At 68.4% G+C, this 23,525-nt stretch carries 28 protein-coding genes; 15 read left to right on the top strand and 13 right to left on the bottom strand.

The window, feature by feature from the left end; genetic code table 11:
- The first annotated feature begins 16 nt into the window (after positions 1-16).
- Positions 17-919 (top strand): EamA family transporter, encoded by a 903-nt coding sequence (locus ACZ1DY_RS22890; RefSeq protein ID WP_465480774.1) that lies wholly within the window; start codon positions 17-19, stop codon positions 917-919.
- Complete coding sequence (locus ACZ1DY_RS22885) at positions 916-1,536, top strand: NAD(P)-dependent oxidoreductase (protein WP_465480773.1); 621 nt, start codon at positions 916-918, stop codon at positions 1,534-1,536. The genes ACZ1DY_RS22890 and ACZ1DY_RS22885 overlap by 4 nt, the downstream gene beginning before the upstream one ends.
- A gap of 2 nt (positions 1,537-1,538) precedes the next feature.
- Here ACZ1DY_RS22885 and ACZ1DY_RS22880 read toward each other — a convergent pair whose 3' ends face one another.
- On the bottom strand, positions 1,539-1,775 hold the full coding sequence (locus tag ACZ1DY_RS22880; protein WP_257486503.1) for a hypothetical protein: 237 nt from the start codon (positions 1,773-1,775) through the stop codon (positions 1,539-1,541).
- A 61-nt stretch (positions 1,776-1,836) separates the two neighbouring features.
- Between ACZ1DY_RS22880 and ACZ1DY_RS22875 the strand changes: the two genes are divergently transcribed.
- From ACZ1DY_RS22875 to rraA, 4 genes are all read left to right on the top strand, one after another.
- Entirely contained in the window at positions 1,837-2,436 is a 600-nt protein-coding gene (locus ACZ1DY_RS22875) for a TetR/AcrR family transcriptional regulator (RefSeq protein ID WP_257486504.1), read from the top strand.
- Positions 2,433-2,654 carry a hypothetical protein gene (locus ACZ1DY_RS22870; protein WP_465480772.1) on the top strand — a complete coding sequence of 74 codons (222 nt, stop codon included), beginning with the start codon at positions 2,433-2,435 and terminating at the stop codon, positions 2,652-2,654. The genes ACZ1DY_RS22875 and ACZ1DY_RS22870 overlap by 4 nt, the downstream gene beginning before the upstream one ends.
- Positions 2,651-2,866 (top strand): hypothetical protein, encoded by a 216-nt coding sequence (locus ACZ1DY_RS22865; RefSeq protein WP_465480771.1) that lies wholly within the window; start codon positions 2,651-2,653, stop codon positions 2,864-2,866. Before ACZ1DY_RS22870 ends, ACZ1DY_RS22865 begins: the two co-directional genes overlap by 4 nt.
- A gap of 85 nt (positions 2,867-2,951) precedes the next feature.
- Positions 2,952-3,437, top strand: a complete 486-nt coding sequence (gene rraA, locus ACZ1DY_RS22860) for a ribonuclease E activity regulator RraA (RefSeq protein ID WP_257486507.1) — start codon at positions 2,952-2,954, stop codon at positions 3,435-3,437.
- 6 nt (positions 3,438-3,443) lie between these two features.
- Here the strand turns inward: rraA and ACZ1DY_RS22855 are convergent, their stop codons facing one another.
- Positions 3,444-4,337, bottom strand: coding sequence for an NADP-dependent oxidoreductase (locus tag ACZ1DY_RS22855; RefSeq protein ID WP_257486508.1), 894 nt, complete (start codon positions 4,335-4,337; stop codon positions 3,444-3,446).
- Positions 4,338-4,407: 70 nt separating this feature from the next.
- On the opposite strand from ACZ1DY_RS22855, the gene ACZ1DY_RS22850 reads away from it, so the two are divergent.
- On the top strand, positions 4,408-4,986 hold the full coding sequence (locus ACZ1DY_RS22850) for a TetR/AcrR family transcriptional regulator (RefSeq protein ID WP_465480770.1): 579 nt from the start codon (positions 4,408-4,410) through the stop codon (positions 4,984-4,986).
- Positions 4,987-5,060: 74 nt separating this feature from the next.
- The gene (locus tag ACZ1DY_RS22845) at positions 5,061-5,900 is read left to right on the top strand and encodes an MBL fold metallo-hydrolase (protein ID WP_465480769.1); all 840 of its coding nucleotides are present in this window, start codon (positions 5,061-5,063) and stop codon (positions 5,898-5,900) included.
- Here ACZ1DY_RS22845 and ACZ1DY_RS22840 read toward each other — a convergent pair.
- From ACZ1DY_RS22840 to cmtR, 4 genes are read right to left on the bottom strand one after another with little or no spacing between them, the layout of a single operon-like run.
- Positions 5,868-6,314 (bottom strand): LppU/SCO3897 family protein, encoded by a 447-nt coding sequence (locus ACZ1DY_RS22840; protein WP_465480768.1) that lies wholly within the window; start codon positions 6,312-6,314, stop codon positions 5,868-5,870. The two genes, ACZ1DY_RS22845 and ACZ1DY_RS22840, sit on opposite strands and share 33 nt — an antisense overlap.
- Positions 6,315-6,357: 43 nt before the next feature.
- Positions 6,358-6,969 carry a class I SAM-dependent methyltransferase gene (locus ACZ1DY_RS22835; RefSeq protein ID WP_257486512.1) on the bottom strand — a complete coding sequence of 204 codons (612 nt, stop codon included), beginning with the start codon at positions 6,967-6,969 and terminating at the stop codon, positions 6,358-6,360.
- 10 nt (positions 6,970-6,979) lie between these two features.
- Complete coding sequence (locus ACZ1DY_RS22830) at positions 6,980-7,633, bottom strand: cation efflux transmembrane domain-containing protein (protein ID WP_192744184.1); 654 nt, start codon at positions 7,631-7,633, stop codon at positions 6,980-6,982.
- A complete protein-coding gene (cmtR, locus tag ACZ1DY_RS22825) occupies positions 7,630-7,956 on the bottom strand; it encodes a Cd(II)/Pb(II)-sensing metalloregulatory transcriptional regulator CmtR (protein WP_465480767.1) in 327 nt (108 codons plus the stop codon). Before cmtR ends, ACZ1DY_RS22830 begins: the two co-directional genes overlap by 4 nt.
- Positions 7,957-8,410: 454 nt before the next feature.
- Here cmtR and ACZ1DY_RS22820 point away from each other — a divergent pair, with 454 nt between their 5' ends.
- Genes ACZ1DY_RS22820 through ACZ1DY_RS22805 form a run of 4 tightly spaced genes read left to right on the top strand, consistent with a single transcriptional unit; the run spans position 8,411 to position 13,276 of the window.
- Complete coding sequence (locus ACZ1DY_RS22820; protein ID WP_257486515.1) at positions 8,411-9,832, top strand: family 2B encapsulin nanocompartment shell protein; 1,422 nt, start codon at positions 8,411-8,413, stop codon at positions 9,830-9,832.
- Complete coding sequence (locus ACZ1DY_RS22815; RefSeq protein WP_465480766.1) at positions 9,829-11,217, top strand: family 2B encapsulin nanocompartment shell protein; 1,389 nt, start codon at positions 9,829-9,831, stop codon at positions 11,215-11,217. The genes ACZ1DY_RS22820 and ACZ1DY_RS22815 overlap by 4 nt, the downstream gene beginning before the upstream one ends.
- 38 nt (positions 11,218-11,255) lie before the next feature.
- Positions 11,256-12,119, top strand: coding sequence for a geranyl diphosphate 2-C-methyltransferase (locus ACZ1DY_RS22810; protein ID WP_465480765.1), 864 nt, complete (start codon positions 11,256-11,258; stop codon positions 12,117-12,119).
- Positions 12,120-12,145: 26 nt separating this feature from the next.
- Positions 12,146-13,276, top strand: a complete 1,131-nt coding sequence (locus tag ACZ1DY_RS22805) for a family 2 encapsulin nanocompartment cargo protein terpene cyclase (RefSeq protein WP_465480764.1) — start codon at positions 12,146-12,148, stop codon at positions 13,274-13,276.
- A gap of 64 nt (positions 13,277-13,340) precedes the next feature.
- Here ACZ1DY_RS22805 and ligA read toward each other — a convergent pair whose 3' ends face one another.
- The 3 genes from ligA to ACZ1DY_RS22790 all read right to left on the bottom strand — a co-directional run bounded on the left by ligA (position 13,341) and on the right by ACZ1DY_RS22790 (position 17,208).
- On the bottom strand, positions 13,341-15,332 hold the full coding sequence (gene ligA / locus ACZ1DY_RS22800; RefSeq protein WP_465480763.1) for an NAD-dependent DNA ligase LigA: 1,992 nt from the start codon (positions 15,330-15,332) through the stop codon (positions 13,341-13,343).
- A 54-nt stretch (positions 15,333-15,386) separates the two neighbouring features.
- Positions 15,387-16,484, bottom strand: coding sequence for a calcium:cation antiporter (locus tag ACZ1DY_RS22795; RefSeq protein WP_126733073.1), 1,098 nt, complete (start codon positions 16,482-16,484; stop codon positions 15,387-15,389).
- A 187-nt stretch (positions 16,485-16,671) separates the two neighbouring features.
- Complete coding sequence (locus tag ACZ1DY_RS22790) at positions 16,672-17,208, bottom strand: TetR/AcrR family transcriptional regulator (protein WP_465480762.1); 537 nt, start codon at positions 17,206-17,208, stop codon at positions 16,672-16,674.
- A 76-nt stretch (positions 17,209-17,284) separates the two neighbouring features.
- On the opposite strand from ACZ1DY_RS22790, the gene ACZ1DY_RS22785 reads away from it, so the two are divergent.
- Positions 17,285-18,745: an aldehyde dehydrogenase gene (locus tag ACZ1DY_RS22785; RefSeq protein ID WP_465480761.1), complete on the top strand. Its 1,461-nt coding sequence runs from the start codon at positions 17,285-17,287 to the stop codon at positions 18,743-18,745.
- Here ACZ1DY_RS22785 and ACZ1DY_RS22780 read toward each other — a convergent pair.
- Positions 18,717-18,968: a hypothetical protein gene (locus tag ACZ1DY_RS22780; RefSeq protein WP_465480760.1), complete on the bottom strand. Its 252-nt coding sequence runs from the start codon at positions 18,966-18,968 to the stop codon at positions 18,717-18,719. The two genes, ACZ1DY_RS22785 and ACZ1DY_RS22780, sit on opposite strands and share 29 nt — an antisense overlap.
- 334 nt (positions 18,969-19,302) lie before the next feature.
- Here ACZ1DY_RS22780 and ACZ1DY_RS22775 point away from each other — a divergent pair, with 334 nt between their 5' ends.
- Positions 19,303-19,734 (top strand): hypothetical protein, encoded by a 432-nt coding sequence (locus ACZ1DY_RS22775; RefSeq protein ID WP_257486521.1) that lies wholly within the window; start codon positions 19,303-19,305, stop codon positions 19,732-19,734.
- Between the two features lie 208 nt (positions 19,735-19,942).
- On the opposite strand, the gene ACZ1DY_RS22770 is transcribed toward ACZ1DY_RS22775, so the two are convergent.
- On the bottom strand, positions 19,943-21,406 hold the full coding sequence (locus ACZ1DY_RS22770) for a trypsin-like serine protease (RefSeq protein WP_465480759.1): 1,464 nt from the start codon (positions 21,404-21,406) through the stop codon (positions 19,943-19,945).
- A 123-nt stretch (positions 21,407-21,529) separates the two neighbouring features.
- On the bottom strand, positions 21,530-21,931 hold the full coding sequence (locus ACZ1DY_RS22765) for a hypothetical protein (protein WP_465480758.1): 402 nt from the start codon (positions 21,929-21,931) through the stop codon (positions 21,530-21,532).
- A 324-nt stretch (positions 21,932-22,255) separates the two neighbouring features.
- On the opposite strand from ACZ1DY_RS22765, the gene ACZ1DY_RS22760 reads away from it, so the two are divergent.
- Positions 22,256-22,414 (top strand): hypothetical protein, encoded by a 159-nt coding sequence (locus tag ACZ1DY_RS22760; protein WP_465480757.1) that lies wholly within the window; start codon positions 22,256-22,258, stop codon positions 22,412-22,414.
- Between the two features lie 35 nt (positions 22,415-22,449).
- Here ACZ1DY_RS22760 and ACZ1DY_RS22755 read toward each other — a convergent pair whose 3' ends face one another.
- Positions 22,450-23,490 (bottom strand): DUF2891 domain-containing protein, encoded by a 1,041-nt coding sequence (locus ACZ1DY_RS22755; protein ID WP_465480756.1) that lies wholly within the window; start codon positions 23,488-23,490, stop codon positions 22,450-22,452.
- Positions 23,491-23,525: the final 35 nt, after the last annotated feature.

The raw sequence follows: 23,525 nt of genomic DNA, 5'->3' as shown, positions 1-23,525 counted from the left end.
GCCGAAGCTGGAAAGCGTGAAAACGCTGACGACCACACCGCTCGCCGCGGGTCTCGCCGGAACCGCGCTGACCGCCTTCGCCCCCATGGTCTGGGGGACGACCTACGTGGTCACCACCGAACTGCTTCCGCCGGGACATCCGCTTTTCGCTGGCCTCATGCGGGCCTTGCCCGCCGGACTGATCGCGCTCGCCATCACCCGCACGCTCCCGCGCGGCACCTGGTGGATGAAGGCCGCCGCGCTCGGCGTCCTCAACATCGGGATGTTCTTCCCCCTGCTGTTCGTCGCCGCCGAACGCCTGCCCGGCGGAGTCGCGGCCACGCTCGGTGCCGCCCAGCCGCTGCTCGTCGCGATCCTCGCCGTGGCCGTACTGCGCCAAAGCCCGTCCGCGTGGCGCTTCGCCTGGGGGATCGTCGGGATCGTGGGGGTCGGCCTGGTGGTGATCGGGCCGGCGGCGGGCTTCGACCTCGTCGGTGTCATCGCCGGACTCGGTGGCGCGGGCACGATGGCGCTCGGCGTCACGCTCACCAAACGATGGGGACGCCCCGACGGCGTCGGGCCGACCGCGTTCGCGTCGTGGCAGCTCACCGCGGGCGGGTTGTTCCTGGTGCCGGTGACCTTCCTGTTCGAAGGCGCGCCGCCCGCAATCGACCTCGACGCGGCCGTCGGCTACCTCTGGCTCGGCCTGGTCGGCGGCCTGCTCGCCTACGTGCTGTGGTTCCGCGGCATCACGTCCCTGCCGGTCACCTCGGTCGCGGTCCTCGGCCTGCTCTCGCCGATGGTCGCGGCGGTGCTCGGCGCCGTGCTGCTCGGTCAGTCGCTCGGCCCGATCCAGCTCGCCGGTTTCGCGCTCGCGCTGGCCTCGATCGTGGCAGGCCAGATCACCCCGAAGAGCAAGCAGGAAGGCGTCGTCCGATGAAGATCGCCGTCGTCGGAGCGTCGGGAATGGCGGGTTCCCGAGTCGTCGCCGAGGCCGTTTCCCGCGGACATCAAGTCACCGCCGTCTTTCGCCGCACCCCACCGGATCTCGCGCATCCCGACGTGGACGTCGTGCGCGGCGACGTCACCGATACCGGTCACATGAGCGCGGTGTTCGGTGAAGTCGACGCCGTCGTGGGCGCGACGAGACCCGCGCCCGGTGCCGAAGACACGGTCGCCGCCACGGTCACGGCGCTGCTCGACGCCGCGGCGGGCAAACGCGTCCTGGTCGTCGGCGGCGCCGGGCCGTTGCGGTCGCCGTCCGGCGGGCTGGTGATCGACGACCCGGCGTTCGTGCCGACGGAGTGGCGGGCCATCGCCTCGGCCAGCATGAGCCAACTTCGGGCATGCGAGGCCCACGTGGGCGACTGGGTGTACCTCAGCCCGCCCGCGATGCTCGAACCCGGTGTCCGGACCGGGACCTACCGGCGGGGAACGACGACCATCCTCACCGCCGAGGACGGGTCTTCCGGGATTTCGGCGGAGGATCTCGCCGTCGCCATCGTGGACGAACTCGAGAATCCCGGCCGGGACCGGCATTTCACCGTGGGCTACTGACGCTACAGCCGCCACTTCAGCTCGGGCGGATCACCCGGCGACGGCGTCTCCGGGCTCCGTTCGGCCTCGACCTGGATCTCGATGTTGGTCTTGTGCGAGATCGGATCCCAGATCTCCTCGATCGGCGCCAGCAGCGATTGGCTGACGCCTGCCCGGCGGGCACGCGCCGCGTACCACGCGAACCCGGCCAGGAAGAGGGGAAGGCTGAGGAACGCGGCCACGGGTGCCAGGAACTCCATGCGTCCGACGATACAGTAACGTCGTGTATCCAGAAACAGTCTGTTACTGAATGGGCGGGCGATGACCAGGCTGACACGAGCCGAACAGCAACGGCGCACCCACGAACACCTGCTGGAGGCCGGACGCCAGGTGTTCTTGCGGCGCGGCTTCCTGGCGGCGACGGTCGAGGAGATCGCGGCCGACGCCGGGTACACCCGCGGCGCCGTCTACAAACACTTCGGTGGCAAGGAAGGGCTGTGGCTGGCGATCATCGAGGCCACCGCGGAAGGCCACCTGAAGGTGCTAAGGAAAAACCTCGCCCTCGCCACCGGCCGGGACGACGTGATCGCGGCCCTGGCTCCTGTCGACGTGGTGGACAGGGACGCCGCCAAATGGAGCGCGGCGGCCGCGGAGGTACTCGCCGCGACGGCGCAGCAGCCCGAAACCGCCGCCCTCGTCGCCGCCGTTCAGCGGCGTCATGACGACGAGGTGGTCTCCCTGCTCGCCGAACATGCGCGGCGGCTCCGCCTCGAACCCGCCTTGCCGCTCCACGAGGCCGTCGTGATGCTTGGCGCTCTGGGTATCGGGCTCGCCCTGCGTCAGGCGGTCGCACCGGCCGCCGACCCCGCCGCGATCCTCACGCACGTGCTGGACTCGGTGTTCCCGCCCGAGGCAACGTGACGGCAGGTCCGGACGTACTCCCGGTGACCCCGGGGCGGGGTTCGATGCTGTGGGCCGGGCGGGCGCAGCACCCGCGAAAGGGGTTTCCCGAGTACACGGTGATGATCATCGCCATCGGGATGGCCGCGGTCCTGATCGTCTTCGGGCATCCGGGCTCGGCGTTGCCCTTCTACGCCGGCATGTTGCTCGCGTTCGGTGTTTTCTCGTCCAGCGCGTGAACGATCGTCGAGCACGAGACCGCGCTCTGTCCTACCTGGTCACCACTCAGCGGATCATCTTCGCCGCGAGCCGGCCCAACGGCACCGAATTCCGCTGGGCCTGGCTGCGTTACGTCCAGCTTCCGCCGAAGGTCAAAGCCGGGAAAGCAGGCGGCGGCACGATCACTTTCGGCGGTGTGCGGGGCCGCCGTCAGCTCCGGTCCTGGAACTGAGGGCCATCGCCGATGCCGCGAATGTGGCGAACCTGATCCTTCAGGCACAGCACCGGGCCGCCGGAAGGACCTACACTCAGGCGCCGTGATCGATTCCTTCACCACCGCCGACCTCGTGGACGAACACGGCGACCGGCTTCGTGTCTGCGACACCCAGTTCCGCCAGTTCGGCGGGCACCGGAAGTTCTCGGGTCCGATCCGCACCGTCTCCTGTCACGAGGACAACGGCCTGGTCAAGAAGCTCCTGGCCACCCCCGGTGACGGCGCCGTCCTGGTGGTCGACGGTGGCGGCTCGCTGCACAGCGCGCTCACCGGCGACATGATCGCGAAGTCCGCCGTCGACAACGGCTGGGCGGGCATCGTGGTCAACGGCGCGGTGCGCGACAGCGCCGAGCTCGCCGGGCTCCCGCTCGGAGTTAAGGCGCTCGGCACCAACCCGCGCAAGAGTTCCAAGGCGGGCGTCGGCGCTGTCGACGTCCCGGTCGGTTTCGGGGGAGTGACGTTCACTCCTGGAGACACGCTTTACGCCGACGATGACGGCGTCGTGATCCTTCCCCCGGCCGGATCCTGATCCGGCTCAGACGACGATGACCCGGCGGCCGCGCGTGTGCCCGGCGCGGCTGTCGGCATGTGCGGCCGCGGCGTCGGCGAGCGGATAGGCCTTCTCGACCGGGATGTGCAGCTTTCCCCGCGCGATGAGGTCGACGGCCTCGGCCAGCGCGTCCGGCACGCTCCCGGCGACGCCGGAGAAACGGACGCCGAACTCGGGCGCGCCGAGATCGGCGATGGAGACGACCTTCCCCGGATCCCCGGTGAGCTCGACCAGCTCGGCGATCACCCCGGACCCGGCCAGATCGAGAGCGGCGTCGACCCGGCCGAACCGCCGCACCCGCTCGACCCAGCCCTCGCCGTAGGTCGTGGCTAGCGCGCCCAGGCCGCGCAGGTAGTCCTGGTTCGCGGCACCCGCCGTGCCGATCACCTCGATGCCGCGTTCGCGAGCGATCTGCAGCACCGCCGACCCGACCCCGCCGGACGCGCCGCTGACCAGCAGCTTCTCGCCCGGCCGCGCTCCGACTTCGCGGATCAGCCGCAGCGCGGTCTCGACCACCGAGGGGTATCCGGCAGCCTCCTCGAAGGTCAGTCCGTCGGGCATCACGGCCCAGGCCGTCAGTACGGCGAATTCGGCGTACGTGCTCGCGCCCTCGCCGAACACGAAGTCGCCGACGTCGACTCCGACGACACCTTCGCCGACCTCGTCCACGATTCCGGCGGCGTCCAGGCCCACGCCGGACGGCAACACGGTCGGATGCGCGCCGAGGACCTGGCCTTCACGGATTCTCCAGTCGACGGGGTTCACCCCGGCGGCCCGCACCGCGATGCGCACCTGGCCCGGGCCGGCGTGCGGATCTTCGGCGTCGACGAGCTGCAGGACTTCCGGACCACCGAACTCGGTGAAGATCACTTTCTTCATGTCGCCGACCGTAGCACTAACGGTTAGGGTTTTGAAACCGTTGTGGTTTTGGACCTGATAGCGTCTCCGTATGACCGTGCCGACCGGACGTCGTGAGCGGAAGAAGGCCGCCACTCGTCAGAAGATCGCCGAGACCGCACTGCGGCTTTTCCTGGAACGCGGCTACGACGCGGTGGGCATCCGCGAGGTGGCCGCGGAAGCCGACGTCGCCGTCACGACGCTCTTCTCCCACTTCGCCTCGAAAGAGGCCTTGGTGTTCGAGCAGGACGCGAACTTCGAGCAGGGCCTCGCGCGGGCGGTCACCGGAAGGGCGCCGCATGAGCCGCTGATTCCCGCGCTGCGTCACGAGGTCCACGCGATGGTGCGCCACTGCACGGCGGACAGCGCCGCCCCGATCTGGCGCATGATCGACGAGTCGCCCGCGCTGCGGGAGTACGAGGACTCGATGCGGCTACGTCACGCGGAGACGCTGGCGGCGGCCATCGCGGCGGACCCGAAGTCGGCGCGGTCCGCGACCGCCTGCCGGACGATCGCGAGATTCGTGCTCGACGCCTATTCGCTCGGCCGGGAGGCCGCCGATCCGGAGGCAGCGGTGAACGAGATCTTCCGGATGATCGAAGCGGCCTGGGAAGTCACCGGCCCCGCCTAGTGCTTGCAATCTGCCACCAGTTGGGACTACCGTCTCCGCAAAGCGGTTGCACATCACAATCGGAGGGGATCGCCGTGCTGACACAGGTCGCGGAGGGTGTGCTGGTCCACCAGAGCGCGTTGCTCGAGAACAACGCGGTCGTCGTGGAGGGCGCGGACGGTGTTCTGCTCGTCGACCCCGGGCTCACGGGCGCCGAAATGGCCTGCCTCGCGCACGACCTGGCCGATTCGGGCCGCCCGGTGGTGGCGGGTTTCGCGACGCATCCCGACTGGGATCACGTGCTCTGGCACCCCGAACTGGGTGACGCACCCCGTTACGGCACCGCCCGGTGCGCGGAGTATCTGCGTGATCTGCGGTCCAACCCGGACTGGAAGACAGGCGTCGCCGAGGGGCTGCCACCGGAAATCGCCGGTGAGGTGCCGCTGGACCTGTTCGGCCTGATCACCGGCCTGCCCGCCGGAACCACCCGGATTCCCTGGGACGGCCCGCGAATCCGGATCGTCGAGCACCCGGCCCACGCCCCCGGTCATGCGGCGCTGGTGATCGAGGAACGCGGGGTGCTGGTCGCCGGCGACATGCTTTCCGACGTCCTGGTCCCGATGTTCGACGACGACGGCGATCCGCTCGAGGACTACCTCGCCGGGCTCCGGGTGATCGAAGACGTGGCGGGCGAAGCCGCCGTTGTCGTACCCGGCCACGGGGCCGTCGGCGGAGCCGGTGCGGTACGGGCACGCATCGACTTGGACCGGGCGTACGTACACGCCTTGCGAGACGGTCGGACGCCGGACGACCCGCGAATCGGGTCGTCCGCGAAGCCTGGTTGGGAATGGGTGAGGGATCTGCACGACGGGCAGGCCCGAAGCCTCGCCCGGAGACAGGCGTCAGCCTCTCGGCATGACGCAGAGCTCCCGTGACTCCCCGGACTTGAAGTCGTAGACGATGGGATTGCCGTACTCGTAGCCGGGCACGGTGTTGCAGTCGGAGCCGGACGCGGACGCGAGCTGGGCGATCACCGAGTAGTTGGCGGAGCTGTCCGAACAGTGGACCCGGACGGCGCTGGCGCTGAACGCGCCGTTGCTGCCGGCGTCTTCGTCGGCCGAGATGCAATCCCCGGCCTGCGCGGAGAACGGGTCGGGGTCGACCTGGGGGACATCGGCGCCGGACGAGCCGCCGCTCGTGGTGATCGCCACGGTCACCGCGAGCGCCCCGCCGGTGACGACGACCGCCGCCGCGGCGATCCCGACGATCAGCCCGGTCTTCGGGGCCTTCTTCGGCCGTGCGACGGGATACTGCTGCCAGATCGGCGACTGTTGCTGAGGGTAGGTCACGTCATCAGGATCGGCCTCGCCGATGATATTCCGATGACACGCTTCACTTACGGGCGACGAGCCGTTCCACGAGCCCGAGCTTGAACCGTTCCCGGTGCTCCACGGCCAAGCCGAGACCGTCGATCTTCTCGAGCGGGCGGCGAAGGAAGTGTTCGCCCGCCATCGGCACGGTGATCTTCTCGGCCATCCATTGCAGGCCGCGGACCGCGCGCGACGAGCTCGCGATGTGGTCGAGCAGGATGAGCCTGCCCCCTGGCCGGAGCACCCTGGCCATCTCCCGTAGCGCCTTGCCGTCGTCCGGGATGGCGCAGAGCCCGAGCGTGCAGACCACGGTGTCGAACGAATCGGCGTCGAAGGGCAGGTGATGGGCATCGGCCCGCCGTAGCGTCACCGGACGGCCGAGACGTTCGGCGCGAGCGCGGGCGATGGAGAGCATGCCGTCACTGAGGTCGATGCCGGTGAGCGTGACGCCCTCGGCATAGAGCGGCAGGTTCAGGCCGGTCCCCACGGCGACTTCGAGGACTTCGCCGTCGGCCTGGCCGCAGGCCCACGCACGGGAATCCCCGAAGAGCTTCCGGTCCAGGAACTGCATCTCCCGGTCGTAGTTGCGGGATTTGGTGTCCCAGTAACGGTTCCATCGGGCGGGCCGGGTCATGACGCTCCTTTCAGCAGCAGTGCTCACCGCGCCAGGCCTCACGGCCCTCCTTGATCGCGACGGCGGCGATGACGAGCGCGACCAGTGGATCCGCCCAGTACCAGCCGAAGAGGCTGTTGAGCAGCAGCCCGACGAGCAGCACACCGGAAAGATAGGTGCAGAGCAAGGTCTGCTTCGAGTCGGCGACGGCGCTCGCGGAGCCGAGTTCGCGCCCGGCGCGGCGCTGGGCGTAGGACAGGAACGGCATCACGAGCAGTGAGACCGCCGCGAGCACGATGCCGACAGGGGAGTGCTCGGCGGGGTCGGCGCCGAACAGGGTGCGGACCGCTTCGACGGTGACGTATGCGGCCAGCGCGAAGAAGGACACCGCGATGACCTTGAGCGCGGTGCGTTCGCGGGCTTCGGGGTCCTTCCCGGAGAACTGCCAGGCGACCGCCGTGGCCGAAGCGACCTCGATGACCGAGTCCAGGCCGAAACCGATCAGTGCCGTCGACGAGGCGATGGTGCCCGCCGAGATGGCGACGACCGCCTCGATGACGTTGTAGGTGATCGTGGCGGCGACCAGGAGCCGGACCCGCCGGGAAAGCACGGCGCGGCGCTCCGGGGCCACTGTGGACTTCGCGGTGCAGCAGCCGTCCGCGCAGGAATCGCTCTCCACGCTCACCGGAGCACCTCGTCCAGACAGGGCTCGGCGGTGTCGACGGCCAGCACGACCTGGACGAGTTCCCGCAGGGCGCGGGCGAGGTGCGCGTCCGCCAGTGAGTAGCGGACCTGCCTGCCTTCGTAGGTGGCCACGACCAGTCCGCAACCCCGCAGGCAGGCGAGATGGTTCGACACGTTCGAGCGACTCAGTCCGAGTTGCTCGGCCAGAAGCCCGGGATAGGTCACGCCGTCGAGCAGGGCGACCAGGATCCGGCACCGGTTCGGGTCGGCGAGGGCGCGGCCGAGCCGGGCGAGCGCGGCGCCCTGGGTCTCACATGTCAGCACAGCCAGGACAGTACAGCGAACGCTGACATGTCAGCAAGGGCTGAACCATTGACTCGACGGAGTGTCCGGACGCGACCCTCTGTTTCGTCGCGGTCTGTCAAGCCATCGTCGAACGCGGACACCGGAGCGACCCGAAAGAGTCCGGTGTGGCCACTCCAACGGTCGCACCCCGGGCACGCGGGGGAGTCCCGGCGTGCCCCGGCATGACACCTCAGCACAATTGCTGGCCCGATTGCGTGGCCACGGGAAAACGTCGTGTCACGTTTCCAAAAGGTTTCCCGCACAAAGGGAATTCGGCATTCGGGTGGCCTTGTCGCATTACCTGAAAGTGCGCTTGTGCGGGAAAAACCCCTTGCTATGTTGATCGTGCGGGGCCGCACTTCGGGGCATGACCGGCGCGCCGCGAATTGTGGATCTTGTTTGTTCACACGACTATCGAAGGGTGGACCTTGCTGTGACCGTGACCGAATCGGACACTTCCGCCGAAGGTGTCCAGGGGCCGGAAAATCCGCAGCTGAGTTTGGGCAGGGCCGCCGCGCGCAACCTGGCGACGACCACCAAATCCGTTCCGCAGATGCAGGGAATTTCGTCCCGGTGGCTGCTGAAATCGCTCGAATGGGTTCAGGTGAACGGCGGTGCCTACCGGGTCAACCGGCGGCTGAACTACGCGGTCGGTGACGGACGGGTGACCTTCTCGAAGGCGGGCGCCGAGGTGAGCGTGATCCCGGCGGAACTGGGAGAACTGAAGCCGCTCAAGGGGTATGACGACGAAGAGGTGCTCGCCGAACTCGCCCGCCGATTCGAACAGCAGGAAGTGGCGGCCGGCGACGTGCTGGTCGAATTCGGGCACCGGGCCGACCGGGTCTACCTCATCGCACACGGCAAGATCACCAAGACCGGCCCCGGTCACTACGGCGACGAGACCGCGCTCGGCGTGGTCAAGGATGGTGACTACTTCGGCGCGCAGACCCTCGTCTCCGACGACGGCATCTGGGAATTCACCGCCAAGGCGACCACCGCCTGCACCGTGCTCACCCTGACCCGCCAGGACTTCGAGCGCGTACTGGAACAGTCCGAATCGCTGCAGGCGCAGATCGAACAGGCCGCACAGGACTCCGGGCGCGCCAACGACTTCGGCGAGGCCGAGATCGACATCTCCTCCGGGCACGACGGCGAGCCGCTGCTGCCGGGCACGTTCGTCGACTACGAGACCTCGCCGCGCGAGTACGAACTCAGCGTCGCCCAGACGGTGCTCCGGGTCCACAGCCGGGTGTCCGATCTCTACAACCAGCCGATGGACCAGACCGAACAGCAGTTGCGCCTGACCATCGAGGCGCTGCGTGAGCGGCAAGAACACGAAATGATCAACAACAAGGACTTCGGCCTGCTCCACAACGCCGACTTCACCCAGCGCATCGCGACGCGCACCGGTCCGCCCACTCCGGACGACTTCGACGACCTGCTCGCGCTGGTGTGGAAGGAACCCGGCTTCTTCCTCGCGCATCCGCGCACGATCGCCGCGTTCAGCCGCGAGTGCAGCAAACGCGGGATCTACCCGACCGGCACCGACCTCGGCGGGCACAAGGTGCCGTCCTGGCGCGGCGTGCCGATCCTGCCCTGCAACAAGATCCCGGTCAGCCAGACCAGCACCAGTTCCGTCCTGCTGATCCGCACCGGCGAGAAGAACCAGGGCGTCGTCGGCCTGCGGCAGATCGGCCTGCCGGACGAATACGAGCCCGGCCTGAACGTCCGGTTCATGGGCATCTCGGAGCAGGCGATCATCTCCTACCTCGTCAGCACCTACTACTCCGCGGCCGTTCTAGTTCCGGACGCGCTCGCCGTCCTCGAAGCCGCCGAACTCGGCCGCGAAGGATGACCGCCACGACGCCGGAGGCCGACCGGCGGCTCAGTCTCGGCCCCGCCGCCGCGCGCAACCTGGCGACGACCACCAAGACGCGGCCGCAGATGCAGAGCATCACGCCGCGCTGGCTGCTGAAGATGCTGCCCTGGGTCGAGGCGTCCGGCGGCACCTTCCGGGTGAACCGGCGGCTGACCTACGCGATCGGCGACGGGCGGGTGAGCTTCACCAACGTCGGCACCGAGGTCCGGGTCGTCCCGCAGGAACTGGCGGAGTTGGCCCTGCTGCGGGGTTTCGACGACGAGGACACGCTGACCGCGCTCGCCGACCGGTTCGTGCAGCACGAGTACCAGCCCGGCGAGACCATCGTCGGTCACGGGTCTCCGCTCGACGAGGTGGTGCTGGTCGCGCACGGCAAGATCGCCAAGGTGGTACCCGGCGAGTACGGCGCCGAGGCCTCGGTCGGCAGCATGGCCGACGGCGACCACTTCGGTGACGAAATGCTCGCCGGCATCGACCGGAACTGGCCGTTCACCGCGAAGGCCGTCACGCCGGTCATCGTGCTGACCTTGCGTGCGGAAGACTTCGCCGACCTCAACGGCCGGTCCGAGGCGATGCGCCGCCACGTCCAGGACATGCTGGCGCACAAGGGAAAGCCACAGAACGCCAAGGGCGAGGCCGAGATCGGGATGTCGTCCGGGCACGACGGCGAGCCACTGCTGCCGGGCACGTTCGTCGACTACGAGATCTCGCCGCGCGAATACGATCTCGCGGTCGCGCAGACGGCGCTGCGGGTGCACACCCGGGTGACCGATCTCTACAACGGGCCGATGAACCAGTTCGACGAGCAGCTCCGGCTGACCGTGGCGGCGCTGCGCGAGCGGCAGGAGCACGACCTGATCAACAACCGCGAGTTCGGGCTGCTGCACAACGCCGACCTCAAATCGCGGTTCCAGACGCGGTCGGGTCCGCCGACCCCCGACGACATGGACGAACTCGTCAGCCGTCGCCGCAAGACGAAGTTCTTCCTCGCCCATCCGAAGGCGATCGCCGCGTTCGGCAGGGAATGCACCCGCCGCGGTCTGTATCCGGAGGGCACCACGGTCGACGGCAAGATCGTCGGCGCGTGGCGCGGGGTGCCGCTGCTGCCCTGCGACAAGATCCCGATCACCGAGCGGGGCACGTCCTCGATCCTCGCCATGCGGACCGGCGTCGAGGACAACGGTGTGATCGGGCTGCACCAGACCGGCCTGCCCGACGAGTACGAGCCGGGCTTGAACGTGCGCTTCGACGGCATCAACGAACAGGCCGTCGCCTCCTACCTGGTCAGCACCTACTACTCGGCCGCCGTGCTCGTTCCGGACGCCCTCGGTGTCCTGGAGAACGTCGAGGTCGCGCGGTGACCACAACGAACAACAACGCTCCAGAAAGGACCACACACGTGACCATCGCCCGTACTCCCGCTCCTGCCAAGGTGCTGCGCACCGAGTACCAGAAGTCGGTGGCGTCGTACTGGAACAAGGAGAAGGACCCGGTCAACCTGCGTCTGGGCGATGTGGACGGGCTCTATCACCACCACTACGGGGTCGGCGAAGTCGACTGGTCGGTGCTGGAGGGCCCCGAGAACACCCGCGACGAGCGGATCATCGCCGAAATGCACCGCTTGGAGACCGCGCAGGCGGACGTCCTGCTCGATCACCTCGGCGACGTGAAGCCGGACGACCGGCTCCTCGACGCCGGCTGCGGACGCGGCGGGACCAGCATCATGGCCAACGCGCGGTTCGGCTGCCACGTCGACGGCATCTCGATCTCGGAGAAGCAGGTCGAGTTCGCCAATCACCAGGCCGAGATCAGGGGCGTCGCCGACCGGGTGCGCTACCACTTCCGCAACATGCTCGACACCGGCTTCGAAACCAGCTCGCGCAAGGCGATCTGGAACAACGAGAGCACGATGTACGTCGACCTCCACGAACTCTTCGCCGAGCACGCGCGGCAGCTGGAGTTCGGCGGGCGGTACGTCACCATCACCGGGTGCTACAACGACGTGACCGGTGGCCGGTCCAAGGCCGTCGCGCAGATCGACCAGCACTACACCTGCAACATCCACCCGCGCAGTGAGTACTTCAAGGCCATGACGGCGAACGGCCTGGTGCCGATCTCGGTCGTGGATCTGACGCCGGACACGATCCCGTACTGGGAGCTGCGGGCGAAGTCGTCGGTGGCGACCGGGATCGAAGGGCCGTTCCTGGACGCCTACCGCGAAGGCAGCTTCCACTACCTGCTGATCGCCGCGGACCGCGTCTGATCCCGCGAGACCATCGGAGCGAAGCGATGACCGAGCAGGGTGCGCTCGCCACACTGCTGGCCGGTCCGAGCGGCCTGGGCACGTCCGCCGCCCGGCTCGCGTCCCGGCTGACCGCCGTTCCGCAGGCGGCTCCACCGCCTGCGGAACCCGCTCTCGACCCGGCGTACGCCTACCGGCCGTGGGGTGACGGGTCGGCGCCGCCGTTGTACTGCCCCGTCACCGAACGGATCAACGACCCGCTCGCCGAGGAGGTCGACCGGCGCCTCGTCCGGTGGGCGGGGGAGTGCGGGTTCGACGAGGAGGAGTGCGAGCAGATCGGGAAGGCGGGCTTCGGCAGGCTGGTGATGCTCGCCCACCCGGACTGCGAGGATCCCGACAGGCTGCTGATCTCCGCACGGCTCAACGCCGCGTGGTGGGCGGCCGACGACCTCTACGCCGACGACACCTCCCTCGGCGCCGTGCCTGCCGAGCTGCCGCCGAAGCTCGCACTGGCGATGGCGGCGATGGACCCGGTGCCGTCGTTGGGTGAATTCAGCCGCGATCTCGACGAAACACTGCGGAACGACCGGGTTCTGGTGGCGCTGGGCTCGGCGACGGACTTCCTGCGGCGATCCGGGACCGCCGCGCAGGTCCAGCGCGTCTGCTACTCGACCTTCGCGATGTTCGTGAGCTGGACCGCCTACGCCGCGTGGCGCCACAGCGGGAAATACCCGCCGGCGTGGGAATACCTCGCGGCGAGGCAGCACGACAGCTTCTACACCTCGATGACGTTGATCGACGTCCTCGGTGGCTACGAACTGACCTCGAACCTGTACTACGACCCCCGGGTCCGGGAGGCGGCGATCCAAGCGGGGACGGCGTCCGTGCTCGTCAACGACGTGCACTCGGTCACCAAGGATCTGGAGGACGAGTCGCCGCCCTGCAACGCGGTCCTGCTGATCGCCGACGACCGGAAATGCTCGATCGAGGAGGCCACGGCGATCACCGTCGAGTTGCACAACGACGTCGTCCGGGACTTCCAGGCAGCACACGAAAAGCTGAGCGCGGTCCCTTCCATCGAGCTGCAACGGTTCCTGCGTGGGTTGCGTGGGTGGATGGGCGGCGGTTTCGAATGGCACTCGACGAGCCCGCGGTACCGGACGAAGCCCAGCGTTTAGTCCTCTGGATGCGGTAGTTCGCGACACGAACTTCCGCATTCAGAGGACTAAACGCGGAAGGAGGCTAGACGACCCCGGCCTCGATCAACTGACCCCAGACCACCCCTTGGTCCACGACCTCGACTTCGAGTTTTTCGGCCTTGGTGAGCTTGCTCGCCCCGACGTCGGCGCCGGTGATCAGCATGTCCGTGTTCGCCGAGACCGAAGACGCGATGGTCGCGCCCGCCCGTTCGCACAGCCGCTGGAAGGTCGGGCGCGGCACCTTCTCGCCGGAGCGGGGGTCGCTGATCGAGCCGGTGACCACGACCGTCTTGCCCTCCAGCGGCGCACCGGCCGCGACGACCGGCGGCAGGTCTTCTTCGCGTACGTCCAGCGAGACTCCGACCTCCCGCAGCCGCTCGAGCTCGGGACGAAGCCGGGTGAGGTGCTCGATCAGGGACGCGGCGACCTTGGGACCGATGTCCTCCACGGCGACGAGGCCTTCCTCGCCGGCGTCGGCGACGGCTTCCAGCGAACCGAACCCTGCCCGGCACAGGCGCGCGGCGGTGCCCTCGGAGGCCATCGGGATCGCGAGCCCGATCAGCGCCCGGCGCAGTCCGACGGCCCGGCTCGCGTCGATCGACTCGATCATGCGGCTGGCGGAGATCTCGCCGATGCGGTCGAACTCCAGCAGCTTTTCCTTGGTGAGGCGATAGAAGTCCGACGGGTGCTCGAGAATCCCGGCCTCGGCGAGCCGCTCGATCCAGACCCCGCCGATCGCGTCGATGTCCGCGGCCGCGCGCGACGACCAGTGGATCAGCCGCCGGACGGTCTGGGCGGGGCAGGCGACGTTGGTGCAGAACAGTTCCCGGCTGTTGCCCTGTTCGGTCAACGGTTCTTCGCACGACGGACAGACCGACGGCGGCACGATCTCCCGCTCCTCGCCGGTGCGTTTGGCCGCGTCGAGAACGCCCGCCACGAACGGGATCACGTCGCCCGCGCGGCGTACCAGCACCGTGTCGCCGATCTTGATGTCGCGGGCCTTGATCACCTCTTGGTTGGCCAGCGTCGCCCGGGTGACGGTGCCCCCGCCGACGAACACCGGCTCCAGCCAAGCGACGGGCGCGATCTTGCCGGTCTTGCCGACGTCCCAGACGACATCGGCGAGCACGGTCGTCTTCTCCTCGGCGGCGAATTTGAACGCCAGCGCGCCACGCGGTGAGCTGGACCTGGTCCCTGCCGCGGCGTAGGCGTCGCGATCCGCCAGACGCAGCACCGCACCGTCGAGGTCGTAGTCGAGCTCGTTGCGCTGCTGCTCGATGTTCGTGATGACCGCCTGGGCCGCCTCGGCGTCCTCGCAGTGACGCATGTCGGCGGCGGCGAATCCGAGCGTCCGGAGCGCGCCGTCGAGATCGGTTTCCGCGCTTTCCGGTTCGGTGGAGAGGTCGAAGGCGAAGAACTGGAGACGCCGCTCGGCGACGGTGGCCGGATCCTTGGCGCGCAGGGTGCCGGCGGCGGCGTTGCGCGGGTTGATCAGCGGCTTGTCCGGGTGAACCTTGTTGTAGGCGGCGAAAGTCGAGCGCAGCATGACCGCCTCGCCGCGGACCTCGACCCGGCCGGGCGCGTCGACCTTGTCCGGGACGCCGTCGGTCAGCGCCCGGACCAGCATGGTCACGTCGTCGCCCGTGGTCCCGTCGCCGCGGGTGACCGCCCTGGCGAGCCTGCCGTTCTCGTAGACCAGCGCCAGCGACAGGCCGTCGAGCTTCGGCATGACGACCACCGGCTGCCCAGGGAACCGGGCGAAGAACGCCTCGACCTGCTCGGGTTTCGTCGCCTTCTCCAGCGACAGCATCGGGCGGGAGTGCCGGATGGGCGCGTGCAGGATGGCGGGCGCGCCGACCTGCTCGAGCGGGTTCGGATCCGGGGCCAGCTCTGGGTTCGCCTCGATGAGCCCGCGCAATTCGTCTTCGATCGCGTCGTAGTCGGCGTCGGCGACCTTCGGCGAGCCACGGTAGTAGGCGTCGCGAAGGACGACGATCTGATCGGCGAGTTCTTGGATGCGGTCCCGAGCGTTCACGGGGCAGAGATTACCCGGGACCACCGACAGAACACCGTCCGAAGAGGACTCGTGTCACGGGCTGACGGCGAGCACCAGGAACGCGGCCAGCAGGACCAGGTGCACCCCGCCCTGCAGCCGTGTCGCGCGGCCGGGGACGACGGTCAGCACGCTGACCGCGATCGTCAGCGCCAGCAGCACGATGTGCGTGGCGCCGAGGCCCAGCATCAGCGGGCCGTCCAGCCAGATCGACGCCAGTGCGATGGTCGGGATGGTGAGCCCGATGCTCGCGATCGCCGAACCGTAGGCGAGGTTCAGGCTGGTCTGCATCCGGTCGCGCCGCGCGGCCCTGGTCGCGGCCAGGGTCTCGGGCAGCAGCACCAGCATGGCGATCACGACGCCGACGAACGACTGCGGGAAACCCGCGGCGCGGACCCCCGCTTCGATCGCGGGCGACTCGACCTTCGCCAGGCCCACGACGGCGACGAGGGCGACCAGCAGCAGCCCGAGGCTGGTCAGGGCGGCTTTGTTGGAGGGTGGCTCGGCGTGCTCTTCCTCCTTGACGGAGCCCTCGCTGTCCACAGGCAGGAAGAAGTCACGGTGGCGCACGGTCTGCGTGAGCACGAAGAGTCCGTAGAGCAGCAGCGACGCTACCGCGGCGAAGGTGAGCTGCGTGCCGTTGAAGGCCGGACCGGGCGTGCTCGTGGTGAACGTCGGCAGCACGAGGCTGACCGAAGCGAGCGTCGCCACCGTGGCGAGCGCGCCGCCGCTGCCTTCGGGGTTGAAGTGCGTCTCGCCGTAGCGGCGGGCGCCGACCATGAGCGAGATGCCGGCGATGCCGTTCATCGTGATCATCACCGCGGCGAACACGGTGTCGCGGGCGAGGGTCCCGGCCTCGGGGCCGCCGGAGGACATCATCGTCACGATCAGCGCGACTTCGATGACCGTGACCGCGATCGCCAGCACCAGCGAGCCGAAGGGTTCCCCGACGCGATGCGCGACCACCTCGGCGTGGTGCACCGCCGCCAGCACCGTGCCGCCGAGCGCGAGCGCGACGATGACCACGGGCACCGGGCCCAGGTCACGGCCCCAGCTCAGCGCCAGCACGACTATGGCGAGGACCGGCATGACGGTGGTCCAGGACACCGGGAATCGTCTGCGCGAAGCGGCCATGCCGTCACCTTTGCACACTCTGCGTGACGTCGCCCCTTCGTGGGGGTCGTGGGTGACGAAGTTCTTAGCGGACATGCTGGACGCGCTCCGCATCGTTGATCGGGCCGAGGTCGTCAGCAGGCGAAGGAGGTCGCGACCCCGTCACGAAGCAACGACGTGGCTCGACGCGATCCTCCTGGAGGGGGCGCTAGCGAGCGCCGACGCCGTTCAGGAACGTCTCGACGAGCAGATCGGCGGCGCGCGGGGCGTCCATGTCCTCCTGCGACGCGAGGTGGAGCAGCTGGATCAGCAGCCGGCCCGCCCAGCCGTTGGGAATGTCCGCGCGGAGGAACCCCTCGTCGGTGGCCCGCTGGAGGAACGTCTCCACCTCGGCGGAAAGCCGGCTCCGGCGGTCCTGGATGGAGGGTTCGGCGCGCATCCGGGTCAGTTCGACCGGCCATCGGCGGTTGACTTCGATGATGCCTTCGACGTAGCGGTGCAGCGCCACGGGAATCGCCGTCTCGGTGAACCGGGCGGCGCTGACGACCTTTTCGACCGCGGTCAGCCGGGAGTCGTAGATGGCGGCCAGGAGTTCTTCGCGCGAGGCGAACCGCCGATAGACGGTGCGACGGTCGACGCCGGCCTCGGCGGCGATCGCGCTGATGCTGGCCGAGGGGTCCTGAGCGAGCATCCGCGCGCCGGTCGTCAGGAGGGCTTCCAGATTGCGGGCGGCGTCAGCTCTCATGCGGGGAATGTATCACGTAGGCGTGGCGTTAACGTGAGTAAGTGCCACTTGAGTGTGACAGTTATGGAGGAAAACGGTGATCACGAACGACAAGCTCTTCGTCGGCGGCGAGTGGACGACGCCGAGCGAGCCGACGAGGCTGGATATCGTGTCCCCACACGACCAATCGGTGCTGGGACGGGTCGTCCAAGCACTGCCCGCGGACGTCGACCGTGCCGTCGCCGCGGCTCGGGCCGCCTTCGACGAAGGTCCGTGGCCGGGGACCTCGCCGGGGGAACGGATCGAGGTTCTCCGGCGGCTGAACGCGTTGCGGGCGGCTCGCGCGGACGAGATCGCGAAACTGATCTCCGCCGAGAACGGCTCGGCTCTCTGGTTCACGCGTGCCGGGCAGCCCGGAGTGGGGCGGATGGCCGTTTCGTATCTGAAGGCGGCCGAGGACTTCGGGTGGGAAGAGACACTCACGCCCTCGGACCCCTCGTCGCCGTTCCGTTCGATCGTGCGTCGCGAACCGATCGGGGTGGTCGCCGCGATCATCCCGTGGAACTCGCCGTTCTCCGCGTCGATGGCGAAGATCGTTCCGGCGCTTCTCGCGGGGAACACGGTCGTCCTCAAGGTCTCGCCCGAGAACTCGCTCAGCATGAGCCTGCTCGCGGACCTGCTGGCGGAATCCGGGCTGCCGGCGGGGGTGATCAGCGTGCTGCCCGCGGACCGGGAGACCAGCGAGTACCTGGTGAAGCACCCCGGCGTCGACAAGATCGCGTTCACGGGCTCGACCGCCGCCGGCCGCCGGATCGCGTCTTTGGCGGGGGAGCGGCTGAAGCGGGTCAGCCTGGAGTTGGGTGGCAAATCCGCGGCCGTGATCCTGCCCGACGCCGTCCTCGAGGACGTGATCGCCGGGCTGAAATTCGGATCGCTGCTCAACAACGGCGAAGCGTGCATCGCGCAGACGCGGATCCTCGCGCCGCGTGCCCGGTACGACGAGGTCGTCGCCCGGCTCAAGGAGATGATGGAATCGCTCGTGGTCGGCGACCCCGCCGACGAGAAGACCTTCATCGGCCCGATGGTGCGGCCCGATCAGCGGCAGCGGGTGCGCGACTACATCGACATCGGTGTCGCCGAGGGCGCGCGGCTGGTCACCGGCGGGTCCGAAGTCCCGGCAGGCCTGGACAAGGGCAACTACGTCACGCCGACGTTGTTCGCCGACGTCGACAGCACGATGCGCATCGCCAAGGAGGAGATCTTCGGGCCGGTGCTGGTCGTCATCCCCTACGAGGACGAGGACGACGCGGTCCGCATCGCCAACGACTCGGAGTACGGGCTCTCCGGCGGTGTCTGGTCGGCGGACGAGGACCGCGCGCTCGCCGTCGCACGGCGGATGCGCACCGGGACCGTCACCGTCAACGGTGCACCGATCGGCTTCGACGGTCCCTTCGGTGGCTACAAGGCCAGCGGAATCGGCCGCGAGTACGGCGCCGTCGGCCTCGCCCAGTACGTGGAGCTCAAGACCATCACGAAGGGCGAACGGCGGGGATCTTGACGGTGATCCGCTCGTCCGCGGCCACGATCCGCTGAAGGCGGAACCGGCAGAGGGCGTGGAACATCTCGCCCAGCTCTTCGGGGTCGATACGGCCTTCGAGGTCACGTTTACTCGCGTTGAGCACCCGGCTGATCACGGCCGCGGGCACGCGGCCACCGAATTCGCCCATCAGCCAGACACCGATTTCGCCGATCTCGTCCGTGATCGTGCGCTGCGCGGTCATCGGTCGTCCCTCTTCGCGTCGGAGTGTCACGACACTCCGACGGGTGACCGGAACACCCATGACGGGATATCCGCGAGATTGCTCTGCTCGGCCTAACCGCGCGGCGCCGGTTGCACCGAACCGTGCAGCGGGCCGGACCGATCTCCGGGAGAACCCCGATGTGGCCGGCGGCCGGGTGTGCCAGCCTCGAAGTTGACCATTGTGGACAGTCAGGGAGGAGGGCGCACGCGTAGTGGCCCCGGCAAGTGATGAAGAGACCACACGATGGATAACGGAGCTGACGGCGCTCTGTGAGCTTTACCGGTCCGCGGAGATCGCGGGATCGACGGAGGCGGTGTCACACGCGGGGTGGCACACCGGAGCCCGGATCGGGACGAGTACCGCGGACGGGCGGATGCTGGCCTACCACGATTCGGGTGTCGAGGCGGAATGCGTCTTCCGGGAGGGAGAGCGCACGCTGTTCAACATCATGAGCACCGGTTACGGGAGCGATACCGGCGAGCGCGGGTTCGCGGTGTGGAGCAGACGGCCGGGCGTGCTCGGAGCGATCGACACCGGGGTGACGCGGCTGGAGGTGACCGGTCCGGACGGCGACGTCGTCCAGGCCGCGATCGTGGCGCACACCTTCGCGGTGGATGTGGATCTCGGTCCGGTGCCCCAGACGGTCGACGAGGTTTTCGCCCCATGGGAGCCGCCGGAGCTGACGGTCCGGGTGTACGGCGAGGGCGACTCGCTGCGGTACGAAGGTCCTCTGCTGACCGCGTGAAAGTAGGTTCGAGTAGCGGCAACGCCCGGAGGACGTCGTGGACCTCTTCGCAGTCCGCCCGGGCAGCCCGCCGTGCTTGAACAGCGAACTCGCGTGATTGAAGGCGTAATTCGCGTGATTGGAGCCGCATCACGCGAGTTACGGCATTACGGCCCAACGTGTAGGCGCCCTTCGCCATGGCGAAGGGCGCCTACACGTACTTGCGAGGTCAGCCGTTCGGAGTCGTGATCACCGCGAACGTGGAGCCCTGACTGGCGATCCGTTCGCTGAGGTCGGTGGTGATCGTCTCGATCGGCGCGTAGTTGTTCAGCTCACCGGCCTGGCAGGGGCCCGATCGGGACTGCTGGTTGCCCACGAGGATGCCCAGTGCCGCGTGGTCGGCTTGGCTGAACAGCGGTCCGCCGCTGTCACCCGGACGGGCGCAGAGGTCGGTGTTGATGCCGACGTCCGTGGAGAGGACGCGTCCGCAGCGGGTCCCGACGAGGTAGCCGGCACCCGCGCCGCTGTCGACGGAATCGGGGTAGTTCACCGCGCTCGACGCCGTCCCGGAGGCGCAGACGACATACCCGGCCTTGATGTCGGCGAGCTTGCGGGCACTGGTGATGTACTCGTCGACCGAGGTGGCCTGCGCGCCGCACGGGGTGTCACCGTTGCTGTCCATACCGCCGTTGCGGCAGTACTTCAGCACGCGGTTGCGGCCGGTCTGGCCTTCGAGCCACTGCGTCGCCGCCGCGTCGTTCACGTACGGCAGGGCCGCGTAGTCGTACGGGTACGAGCTCTTCTCGATCCCGTGCTGCTGCAGCACGTCGTTGCCGTTGTGCTGCGTCGGCGTGTTGTTGGTCTTGGTCCGCATGCAGTGCCCAGCCGTGAGCACCCAGCCCTTGCCGGGGAAACCACCACCGGTGGACCGCAGGTTGAAGCCGCTGGTGCAACCACCCCAGGTGCCGTTGTCGCGCTTCATGTCCAGCCGGAGGCCGCCGCGCATCGGGCCGTAGTTCGTGCAGTAGAGCGGATGACAGAAACCCAGGTCCACGTTCGCCGTGGACAGCGCGTTCGGGTTCTTCAGCACGCGTGAGACGACCATGCCGGATTCCGCCGCCGCGGCCTGGTGCGCGGCGTTTGTTTCTGCGGCCGCGGCCCGCACGGACGCCTTCTCGTGCGCCACCCAGCCGCGTTCCCAAAGCACGACACGGTTTTCGGACTCGCTCACCGAAGGCAGGTACACCGCGTCCGGGCCGGCGCCGACCTTGGCCGCGACGCGTTCCTTCGCCGCCGTCAGCTGCTGCAACGAGTGCTGGACCTGTTGCGTGCGAACGGCGGAGCGGGCGGGCATGGCCTTCAGGTACGGCTCGGCCGCCGAGGGCTTGGTCATCGCCACGACCAGTTGCCCCTTGTCCTGGTCGAGCCACATGCCGCCGTACTCCGCGCCGCGGTCGCGGCGGAGCAGTTCGTCCAGTTTCAGGCTGTCGGTCTGGAGTTCCAGACGCCGCAACGCCTCCTGCTCGCTCACTCGGTAGGTCTCGACCAGATAGCGCATCGACTCCCGCACCGAAGCGGGGTCGAGCGAGGTGTGGAACGACTGCACGGTTTCGGCCGTCGCCGGACTGCCCAGTGCCATGGTCGCTGCCAGCACCGAAGCGGCCAGCGCCCCCAGTCTTCTAGCTCTCCGCACGAGATCTCCTCACATGTCGGCGTTCGCGATCATTCAACCGGACGCCGCCGCGCGCGTGGGGAGATTTTCCGACATTGCCGGGCGCCCCGTGCCCGCGATGCGGCGGGCACGGGGCGCGATTCGCTACAGACTCGGCTCTCGCCGCTGTTTTCCTTGGCGGGACTTTACGATCCAGGCGCAGAAGAGCGTCAGGAGACCCACACTGGTCCCCGCCGAAACCCCGATTTGCGGGCTGCTGATCCTGACGACGCCGACGACGATTCCGCCACCGATCGTCAGCAGGAGACACATCCGCAGGGTCGGGGCCCAGCCGGCGAGGACCGCCATCGCCAGGCAGAGCCAGCCATCGCGCGCCGGCTCCTTGCGATGGCGTCCCGGTGTCCTCAGGAGCGGCCGCGCCGTGCGGATCATCTCCGCGGCCGTCGCGACTCGCCGAACCGGCCTTTCGGCGTGTTCGATGACGACTTTGACCCGTTGGGGCGGCTCGTTGTCTGGTGTCTTCGTGTTGTCGGGCTGTAAGGTCACGACCGTCCTGTCCTTGTTCTAGCGAGCGGGCGAATGGACATCCGCGTGGCCTCCTGTGACAGCAGGGGGCCACGCGTGCGTTACCGGTTCTTGACCGGTGCGGCTGAGGACATCTTGGCGAAAGCAGACTGTGACCGTTCAGTAGTACTGCGTGTGTCTCGATGAACGGTATGCACGCGTCGCTCAACGGTCTGGGTGACCACGAAAACTACTAAAAGTAGTGGGTGGGACCGAATGGACCAGTGCCGCCTGGAGGCCTCCGCGGCCCGGCATCTTGCCTTCCCGGTGTCATCGGGGCCTTTGCGGCGGCAGGGAAGTCCGCAGGTGGAGGCCGACATCGATGCGATCGCGCGTCGCGTTCTCGCATTGTGCGAAATGCTGATCGCAACTGCCCAGTACGGACGAACTTCGCCCAACGTCGACGAGATTCGAGCATCCGTGCTCACGGTGGGTTCACTCGAACAGGCGGGTGTTCACCCGTAGTCGCCTCGCTCGGCCCACCAACAGCGAGTGACTGCTCAGCCGAGCAGGAGGAGCGCGTAGTAGGCGAGGAAGTGTTCGACCATGTAGGCGCCGCCGGCGGTCTGCGCGAGCGAAGCGTGGGTATGAGCGTTTGTGGTTTCGAGGACGGCAGGGATCCGGTCGTCCTGGTCGGGGAGTGCGGCCGCGATGCGGTGCCAGCACCACGCCCGGTGCAGGTTGAGGCCGTGCAGATGGGCGAGTTGTCCGTCGGAGGTGTCCGTCACGGTCGCCGGGGTGAAGAGGGGCGTGGGTTTCCGTTCCGCGATGCCAGGAAGGAAAGCGTCCAGCCAATCCGCGAACTCGGCCGCGGGCATCAGGCGGGAGATGAGCTCCGCCTCGGCGAGGGCGGGGGACAGGAAGTCGGCTCCTGACGGTTCCCAGGATCCGGGGTAATCGCGGTCGGATCCGAACCAGCGCCAAGCCGTCTCGACGATGAGGCGGTGCAGCCGCGGGTCGCCGTGGTCGGCGAGGTACTCCGCGTACGGAAGAGCGCGGGACAACCCGAACGCGCCGTTGTCATGCACCCCGTACCGAATCGGGTAGGTGGCATGGGGAAGCCAGCCGAGGTAGCGGTTCACGAAGACCGCGCTCAGCTGATGCAATCCCGTTGACCAGCGCGTGGCGTCCGGGTCGTCCCAGGTGGCGACTTCGCAGGTGAGTTCCAGCAGTGCCGACCAGCCGTACGGGCGCTGGGTGTTCCGCTGCTCCTCAGGGGCGAAGTAGGAGATCTCGCCTGCGAGCGCTTCGGCGGTCAGGTGCTCGCCGAGAAGGCCGCGGATCTCGTCGGCGGGCACGAGTTCGTGGTGATGACGGAGCAAACGCACGAGGACCCAGAACATCTCCACGCAGGAATGCCAGTCGAAACTGCCGTAGAAGCACGGGTGCGACAGTTTCGGCGAGCGAATGGGCACGCCTTCGAGGTGCCAGTGGCTCTCGTGGTGCGGATATTCGCGTACGACGTTCGTCAACGCCGTCCTGGCGAGCGCGCCGGCATTCGACTTCAGCAGCCTGCCGCGTTCGGTGTCCCATTCCGTCATCGGACCGCCCCCTCGCTCACGAGGTTACGATGCGG

Source organism: Amycolatopsis sp. PSD-21 (genome assembly GCF_055561455.1).
Note: the sequence above shows the minus strand (reverse complement) of the source record. Positions and strands in the feature narration are given on the sequence as shown.

Excerpts from the sequence above, each read along its gene's own strand:
- ACZ1DY_RS22885 (WP_465480773.1), top strand. The coding sequence starts at position 916 with ATGAAGATCGCCGTCGTCGGAGCGTCGGGAATGGCGGGTTCCCGAGTC.
- ACZ1DY_RS22880 (WP_257486503.1), bottom strand. The coding sequence starts at position 1,775 with ATGGAGTTCCTGGCACCCGTGGCCGCGTTCCTCAGCCTTCCCCTCTTC.
- ACZ1DY_RS22875 (WP_257486504.1), top strand. The coding sequence starts at position 1,837 with ATGACCAGGCTGACACGAGCCGAACAGCAACGGCGCACCCACGAACAC.
- ACZ1DY_RS22855 (WP_257486508.1), bottom strand. The coding sequence starts at position 4,337 with ATGAAGAAAGTGATCTTCACCGAGTTCGGTGGTCCGGAAGTCCTGCAG.
- ACZ1DY_RS22850 (WP_465480770.1), top strand. The coding sequence starts at position 4,408 with ATGACCGTGCCGACCGGACGTCGTGAGCGGAAGAAGGCCGCCACTCGT.
- ACZ1DY_RS22835 (WP_257486512.1), bottom strand. The coding sequence starts at position 6,969 with ATGACCCGGCCCGCCCGATGGAACCGTTACTGGGACACCAAATCCCGC.
- ACZ1DY_RS22815 (WP_465480766.1), top strand. The coding sequence starts at position 9,829 with ATGACCGCCACGACGCCGGAGGCCGACCGGCGGCTCAGTCTCGGCCCC.
- ACZ1DY_RS22805 (WP_465480764.1), top strand. The coding sequence starts at position 12,146 with ATGACCGAGCAGGGTGCGCTCGCCACACTGCTGGCCGGTCCGAGCGGC.
- ACZ1DY_RS22795 (WP_126733073.1), bottom strand. The coding sequence starts at position 16,484 with ATGGCCGCTTCGCGCAGACGATTCCCGGTGTCCTGGACCACCGTCATG.
- ACZ1DY_RS22790 (WP_465480762.1), bottom strand. The coding sequence starts at position 17,208 with ATGAGAGCTGACGCCGCCCGCAATCTGGAAGCCCTCCTGACGACCGGC.
- ACZ1DY_RS22780 (WP_465480760.1), bottom strand. The coding sequence starts at position 18,968 with ATGACCGCGCAGCGCACGATCACGGACGAGATCGGCGAAATCGGTGTC.
- ACZ1DY_RS22755 (WP_465480756.1), bottom strand. The coding sequence starts at position 23,490 with ATGACGGAATGGGACACCGAACGCGGCAGGCTGCTGAAGTCGAATGCC.